The following is a 7,211-nucleotide window of genomic DNA, read 5'->3' on the forward strand; positions in this document are numbered from 1 at the left end:
GTCATGTCCTGCGACAACATGCCGGAAAACGGCCACGTGATGCGTAACGTCGTCACCGCTTACGCCACCGCGCTCGATGCCGAACTGGCCGCGTGGATCGCTGAAAACGTGACCTTCCCGTCCACCATGGTTGACCGCATCGTTCCCGCCGTCACCCCGGAAACGCTGGACAAAATTGAACAGATCACCGGCGTGCGCGATCCGGCGGGCGTGGCCTGCGAGCCGTTCCGCCAGTGGGTGATTGAAGATAACTTTGTCGCCGGACGTCCCGCCTGGGAAAAAGCCGGTGCCGAGCTGGTGGCCGACGTGGTGCCGTTCGAAGAGATGAAGCTGCGGATGCTCAACGGCAGCCACTCCTTCCTCGCTTATCTCGGCTACCTGGGCGGCTATGCGCACATCAACGACTGCATGGGCGATGAAAACTACCGCCGCGCGGCCCGCGCGCTGATGATTGACGAACAGGCACCGACCCTGAAAGTGCAGGGCGTGGATCTCAACCATTATGCTGATATGCTGATCGAACGCTACAGCAACCCGGCCCTGCGCCACCGCACCTGGCAGATCGCGATGGACGGCAGCCAGAAGCTGCCCCAGCGGATGCTGGACGGCGTACGCTGGCACCTGGCCGACGGCAGCGACTTCCCGCTGCTGGCGCTGGGCGTGGCGGGCTGGATGCGCTATGTGGGTGGAGTAGACGAGCAGGGCAATCCGATCGAAATTTCCGATCCGCTCCTGAGCACCCTGCAGGAGAAAGTACAGCACAGCGCGCAGGGCGATGAGCGCGTTAAAGCGCTGCTGGGCATTGAGGCCATCTTTGGCCAGGATCTGCCGCAAAACGCCACTTTCGTTAATGCGGTAACTCAGGCTTACCGCACGCTGCTGGAGAAAGGTGCTAAAGCCGCGGTAGCGGACGCAGCTGCGAAGCTGTAAATAAAAATGCCGCTCCGAAGGGAGCGGCATGATGCTTAACAGCTGAAGACTTTTAAAAGGCGCCCGGTGGCGCCTTTATGCTGAACGGGAGGCTAACTTTTCGCTTTGCGCTAACGCATCTCGCGTTTTACCTGCCCGCCGCGCTGCTGCTTAGTGCATTCCCAGACGAATTAGCTCAACCGGGGCAAACTTATCGCTTTGCCCTTCAATTTCGACGGTTTTACCGCGGCGAAGCTGCATCGCATTCATCCCGTCGCTGTGAATAGCGGTGATGGTGCCGGTTTCCCCGGTGCCGTTAATCATCACGCGGCTGCCGGTAGTAATTGCGTTGCGGTTGCGATCGTAAGTCATCATGGTTTGTCTCCTTAAATCTGAACCCCGCGGCGGACGCACTGCCCGCCGCGGCGCTTCTATTCATACGCCGCTGGCCATCTTTTTTATTGTTTTTGATCAACGTCACATTTTATTTGCCCAGGAGACAGGCACAGATGTCACTCCTCGCTAAACCAGCCGCTGTTTTCCTGGCGGATCAGCAACACCGACTCGCTGATGAGCTGCAGGTGTTCGCGCATGGCCTTTTCTACCGCATCTTCATCGCGCTGTTCCAGGGCGGTAAAAATCGCCTGGTGCTGGGCCAGCAGCATTTCCGGCGAGGAGACGTGGTCAAGGCTCATATAGCGCACCCGGTCGATGGTGGCCTTGATATTTTCCACCGTATCCCAGGCGAGCTGGCAGTCGGCAATTTGCGACAGCAGCTGGTGAAACTCATCGTCGAGGATAAAAAAATCATTCACCTGCTGCCTGTCGATGGCGATGCTCTGCTGGTGCAGATTTTGCTCGAGCCGGTAGCACTGCTCGTCGTTAATCAGCGTTGCCGCCCGCCGCACTACTGCGCACTCGATAGCCTGACGCACGAAGCAGCCATTGCGCACGCCGGACAGCGAAATCTTATTAACGTAGCTGCCGCGCTGGGGGCGGATCTGGATCAGGCCATTTTCGGCGAGCTTGATAAACGCCTCGCGCACCGGCTGGCGCGACACGTCGAAGCGCACGGAAATCTCTTTTTCAGACAGCGGCGTGCCCGGCGGGATCAGGCAGTGAACAATATCCCGGCGCAGAATGCGGTAAATCTGCTGGTTAACGGGCTGGGTCGGATTGAGTTGCGATTCGGCGGCCATGGCTCATTCTTTTTGCGGGATTAAAGGAGTATGTTACGCGGTTTTTACTGCCTGGCCCATACCCGACCGACAGGCCGGGCAGGGGCGATACGCCTTAAGGCTTACGGTGCACGCTCAGCCCGGCATAAGTCTGGCTCACCGGCATCATCTCAACGGTGTTGATGTTGACGCGGGCCGGCAGAGTTGCCACCCACCACACCGCTTCGGTGACGTCTTCCGCCGTCAGGGCACTGGTGTTTTCATAAGTTTTGTCGGCTTTGGCGTCATCGCCTTTAAAGCGCACGTTGGAAAACTCGGTGCCGCCCACCAGCCCCGGCTCGATATCGGTAACCCGCACAGCGGTACCGTGCAGGTCGGTGCGCAGATTAAGGCTGAACTGGCGCACGAAGGCTTTGGTGGCGCCGTAGACGTTGCCGCCCGCGTAAGGCCAGCTGCCAGCGGTAGAGCCAATATTGATGATGTGGCCGCGGTTGCGCTCAACCATGCCCGGCAGCACCGCGCGGGTCATGTAGACCAGCCCTTTATTGTTGGTATCGATCATGTTTTCCCAGTCCTCGACGCTGGCCTTGTGCGCGGGCTCCATGCCGAGCGCCAGACCGGCATTGTTGACCAGAATGTCGATATCGCGCCAGCCGGCGGGCAGGTTGGTAATCATCTCTTCGATGGCCGCCCGATTACGCACGTCAAGCTGAACGGTATGCAGATTGTCACCCAGCTCGTCCTTCAGCTCCAGCAGGCGCTCGTGGCGGCGGCCTGTGGCAATAACGCGGTGGCCATTTGCAATAAAGCGGCGGGTAATGCATTCGCCAAAACCTGCGGTGGCGCCGGTAACAAGTACGATCATTTCTCCAGTTCCTCAATGCGTTAGGGATCGACATACGATAGCACGGGCGACCGGCGCGGGTAACCGCGTTTTGGCGAAAAAGCCGCGCCCGCCGGGGCTGCGCGCTGCAGTGGTGCAGCCGCGACATTGCAGTGCGCCCATATGGCGCACGCCGCAGGGTTAATAATTCCGCTATCTACGATGCAACCGATTGCATATGCAAAGCAACCGGTTGCGTTGAAATAATTTCTCATCACGTTGCGCAAACGCGCCTGTTAACTTAATTAATTGAAAAATATCGTTTTTATTAATTTTGAATCTGGCATCACTTTTGCAAATCCCTGATAACAACACGCGTAATTGCGCAATCAGCACCGGCGGTAATGCGCCGGTCGAAGAGGGGAAAGAGGGTGGACTATAGCCACGTGCTGCGAAGCAGCTTTTTTGATATTACCGCCGTCGCCGACACCCCGGAAGAGATAGCCCGCCACGCGCGCTATATCGAAGACGGGCTGCTGTTTATCGGCGGCGGACACATTCTGGCGCTGATGTCCTGGGAAGAGGGGCAGCACCACCTGCGCCATATGGCGGACTGGCTGGACTATCGCGGCCGCATCATCGTGCCCGGGTTTGTCGATACGCACCTGCACTACCCGCAAACCGGCACCATCGGCGCCTATGGCGAACAGCTGCTGGCGTGGCTCACCGCCTACACCTTTCCGGCGGAGAGCGAGTATGCCTGCCCGGAGCACGCCGCGCAGATGTCAGATTTTTTCCTCAGCCAGCTGCTGTGCAACGGCACCACCACCGCCATGGTGTTCGGTACCGTGCACCCGCAGTCGGTGGACGCGCTGTTTACCGCCGCCGAGCGGCTGTCGATGCGTCTTATCGCCGGCAAAGTGATGATGGACCAGAACGCGCCTGAAGATCTGATCGAGAGTGCCGAACAGAGCGCCCGCGACACCCGCGCGCTGATCCGACGCTGGCACAACCGGGGACGGCTGGGTTACGCCATCACGCCGCGCTTTGCGCCAACATCCTCTCCCCGCCTGCTGGAGGCAGTAAGGGCGCTGCGCGCCGAGTTTCCCGATACCTGGCTGCAAACCCACCTCAGTGAAAACGCCGAGGAGATCGCCTGGGTAAAAAGCCTGTGGCCTGAACACGATACTTACCTCGACGTGTACCACCATTACGGCCTGACCGGGGAGCGCAGCGTTTTTGCCCACGCGATCCACCTTCATGACAGCGAGTGGGACTGCCTGCGGCGCACCCGCTCGGCGGTGGCGTTCTGCCCGACCTCTAACCTGTTTCTCGGCAGCGGCCTGTTTCCGCTGCGCACCAGCTGGCAGAAGCGGGTCAAGGTCGGCATCGGCACTGACGTCGGGGCCGGAACCACTTTCAATATGCTGCGCACCCTTGGCGAGGCCTACAAAATTTGCCAGCTGCAAAGCTACAGCCTGTGCGCCAGCGAGGCGCTTTACCACGCCACCCTCGGCGGCGCCCGGGCGCTGTGCCTTGACGATCGTATCGGCAACTTTATGCCCGGCAAAGAAGCGGATTTTGCGGTGCTCGATCCGGCCGCCACGCCGCTTCAGGCGCTGCGCATCAGCCGCTGCCGGGATATTTACGAGCGGCTTTTCGCACTGATCACCCTCGGCGACGATCGCAGTATTCACCAGACCTGGATCGACGGCCGCTGCGCCTGGGATCGCTCCCGCAAGGAGGCCGCCGCATGACGCAGTTTCTTCTCAACCAGCAGCCGGTCGCGATCGATAATCTCGATCCTGATCTGACAGTGCTCGACTGGCTACGCCTCGGGCAGCGCCGCACCGGCACCAAAGAGGGCTGCGCCACCGGCGACTGCGGTGCCTGCACGGTAGTGCTGGGCAGCCTGGAAGCGGGCGAGCTGCGCTACCGCAGCGCCAACGCCTGCCTGCTGCGGGTTGCCCAGCTCGCCGGAAAGCAGCTGCTCACCGTCGAAGATCTCGCCGAAGACGGCGCGCTCCATCCGCTGCAGACAGCGCTCTCCTGCGGCCACGCCTCCCAGTGCGGCTTCTGCACGCCCGGCATCACTATGTCGGCGTTCGCGCTGTGCCACAGCGGTGAGTCCGCCAGCCGGGAGACGCTGATTGACCACCTGGGGGGCAACCTCTGCCGCTGCACCGGCTACCGCCCCATTATTGACGCCGTACAGCCGCTGCTGGGGCAGCGCGTGCAGGACGGCCATGCTGCCCGGGCGCCGGAGACTGCCGCCCGGCTGGCCGCCATGCAGCCCGATTCAGGAGAGCCGGGCCGGACGCTGCTGCCCGACAGCGCCGCAGCGCTGGCAGACTGCCTGCTGCGTTATCCCGACGCCGGACTGCTGGCGGGAGGCACCGACTTGACGCTGGACGCCGCCCGCGCCGGCAGGCGGCACCAGCGTATTGTTGCCCTGCAAAACGTGGACGAGCTGCGCCAGCTGCGCCGCGATGGCGATCGGCTGGAGATTGGCGCGGCGGTTACGCTCACCGACCTCCGGCACGCCCTGCGGGAGACGATTCCGTCGTTCAGCGAGATGCTGTCGCGCTTCGCTTCCCGTCAGGTACGCAATATCGGCACTCTGGGGGGTAATCTCGCCAGCGCCTCGCCGGTTGGCGACTGCGCTCCGGCGCTGCTGGCGCTGGACGCCCGCCTGCGGCTGCGGCGGGGAGAAGTTCTGCGGGAAATTCCGCTGGCGGAGTTCTACACCGGCTACCGCCAGACGCGGCTGGAGCCGGGGGAGTTTATCAGCCACATCCTGCTGGATGAGGTGTCCCGAGCGCCCAACCTGCGGCTGTGGAAAGTCTCCAAACGGCGGGATGACGATATCTCCACCGTTTTCGCGGCGCTGAATATTCACCACGAGGACGGCATTATCCGCCGCGCCCGGATTGCGTTTGGCGGCATGGTCGCGACCCCAGCGCGCGCCCGACGCTGCGAGGCGGCGCTGGTGGGGCAGCCGCTTGACGCCGCCACCTTCGCGGCGGCCGGGGCGGCGCTTGAGGCGGACTTCTCGCCGCTCAGCGACGTGCGCGCCAGCGCCGGCTACCGGCGGCAGGTGGCGAAAAATCTGCTCAGGCGCTACGGCCTGCTGCTTGCGGGATGTGCTGAACTGGAGGTAACCGACTATGGCCGCTAATGTCATTTTGGAAGATGAAGCCGAACTGAAAGCCCGTTTCCTCGCACAGCTTGCGGGCGGCGCGGGCCGCCCCCGCAGGCACGACAGCGCCGATCTCCACGTCAGCGGCGGCGCGCAGTACATTGACGATCGCCCGGAAGCAGCCGGGATGCTGTACCTGTGTCCGGTACTGAGCGACTGCGCCTGCGGCACCATTGATGCCGTTAACATCGACGAGGCCCTGCAGGTGCCCGGCGTGGTGCGGATCCTCAGCTGGCGCGACGTGCCGGGGGAGCTGGACATCGGCCCGCTGGCCCCCGGCGATCCGCTGTTCGCCCGGGAACGCGTGGAGTATCACGGGCAGGTGATTCTGATGGTAGTAGCGGTAACGCTGGAAGCCGCGCGCCTCGCCGTCCGTAAGGTAACGGTGGCGATAACGCCGCAGGAGGCGGTGCTGGATGTGGAAACCGCCCTGGCGCGGGAGGACTTCGTGGACGCGCCGCACGTTCAGCAGCGCGGCGACGCCGATGCCGCGCTGAGCCGCGCCGCGCACCGGCTGCGGGGATCGTTTCACATCGGCGGGCAGGAGCATTTTTATCTGGAAGGCCAGGTAGCCCAGGCCACCGCGGGGGAAGAAGGGACGATCCAGGTGTGGTCCTCCACCCAGCATCCCACCGAAGTGCAGAAGCTGGTGGCCTCGGTGCTGGGCGTCAGCATGAGCAAAGTTACCGTGGACGTCCGGCGGATGGGCGGCGGCTTCGGCGGCAAAGAAACCCAGGCGGCGGGCATCGCCTGCCACGCGGCGCTGGCCGCCCGGCTCACCGGCAGGCCGGCAAAGCTGCGGCTCTCCCGGCGCGACGATATGCGCATCACCGGCAAGCGCCACCCGTTCTTTGTGCGCTACGAGGTGGGCTTTTCTCCGGAGGGGATCCTGCAGGGCGTGATTATCGATCTGGCCGCCAACTGCGGTTATTCGCTGGATCTCTCCGGCTCCATCTGCGACCGGGCGATGTTTCACGCCGATAACGCCTACTATCTCGGCGACGCGCGCATTACCGGCTACCGCTGCCGCACCAATACCGCTTCGAATACTGCATTTCGCGGCTTTGGCGGGCCGCAAGGGATGATGGCGATAGAGCAAATT

The 7,211-nt window shown here is 62.6% G+C and carries 6 protein-coding genes and 1 pseudogene; 4 read left to right on the top strand and 3 right to left on the bottom strand.

Features of this window, described 5'->3' with window-relative positions; genetic code table 11:
* A pseudogene (locus QZ766_RS14030) lies at positions 1 to 930 on the top strand (D-mannonate oxidoreductase); the annotation flags it as partial.
* Between the two features lie 150 nt (positions 931 to 1,080).
* On the opposite strand, the gene ydfZ reads toward QZ766_RS14030, so the two are convergent.
* From ydfZ to ydfG, 3 genes are all read right to left on the bottom strand, one after another.
* The gene (gene ydfZ, locus QZ766_RS14035) at positions 1,081 to 1,284 is read right to left on the bottom strand and encodes a putative selenium delivery protein YdfZ (protein WP_297202986.1); all 204 of its coding nucleotides are present in this window, start codon (positions 1,282 to 1,284) and stop codon (positions 1,081 to 1,083) included.
* A gap of 137 nt (positions 1,285 to 1,421) precedes the next feature.
* Positions 1,422 to 2,108, bottom strand: coding sequence for a GntR family transcriptional regulator (locus QZ766_RS14040; protein WP_297202987.1), 687 nt, complete (start codon positions 2,106 to 2,108; stop codon positions 1,422 to 1,424).
* A 94-nt stretch (positions 2,109 to 2,202) separates the two neighbouring features.
* Positions 2,203 to 2,952, bottom strand: coding sequence for a bifunctional NADP-dependent 3-hydroxy acid dehydrogenase/3-hydroxypropionate dehydrogenase YdfG (gene ydfG, locus QZ766_RS14045; RefSeq protein WP_297202989.1), 750 nt, complete (start codon positions 2,950 to 2,952; stop codon positions 2,203 to 2,205).
* A gap of 389 nt (positions 2,953 to 3,341) precedes the next feature.
* Here ydfG and guaD point away from each other — a divergent pair, with 389 nt between their 5' ends.
* The 3 genes from guaD to QZ766_RS14060 form a co-directional block, all read left to right on the top strand.
* Positions 3,342 to 4,667, top strand: coding sequence for a guanine deaminase (gene guaD / locus QZ766_RS14050; protein ID WP_297202991.1), 1,326 nt, complete (start codon positions 3,342 to 3,344; stop codon positions 4,665 to 4,667).
* The gene (xdhA, locus tag QZ766_RS14055) at positions 4,664 to 6,088 is read left to right on the top strand and encodes a xanthine dehydrogenase small subunit (protein WP_297202993.1); all 1,425 of its coding nucleotides are present in this window, start codon (positions 4,664 to 4,666) and stop codon (positions 6,086 to 6,088) included. The genes guaD and xdhA overlap by 4 nt, the downstream gene beginning before the upstream one ends.
* Positions 6,078 to 7,211 (top strand): molybdopterin cofactor-binding domain-containing protein (locus tag QZ766_RS14060; RefSeq protein ID WP_297202995.1); only part of this gene is annotated, 1,134 nt, incomplete at its 3' end. The genes xdhA and QZ766_RS14060, both read left to right, overlap by 11 nt.

The organism is uncultured Pluralibacter sp. (genome assembly GCF_913775985.1).
Classification (GTDB): Bacteria; Pseudomonadota; Gammaproteobacteria; order Enterobacterales; family Enterobacteriaceae; genus Pluralibacter.

What these genes read in the sequence shown, in the direction of transcription:
- ydfZ (WP_297202986.1), bottom strand. Translation starts at nt 1,284, where the DNA reads ATGATGACTTACGATCGCAACCGCAACGCAATTACTACCGGCAGCCGC.
- QZ766_RS14040 (WP_297202987.1), bottom strand. Translation starts at nt 2,108, where the DNA reads ATGGCCGCCGAATCGCAACTCAATCCGACCCAGCCCGTTAACCAGCAG.
- ydfG (WP_297202989.1), bottom strand. Translation starts at nt 2,952, where the DNA reads ATGATCGTACTTGTTACCGGCGCCACCGCAGGTTTTGGCGAATGCATT.
- xdhA (WP_297202993.1), top strand. Translation starts at nt 4,664, where the DNA reads ATGACGCAGTTTCTTCTCAACCAGCAGCCGGTCGCGATCGATAATCTC.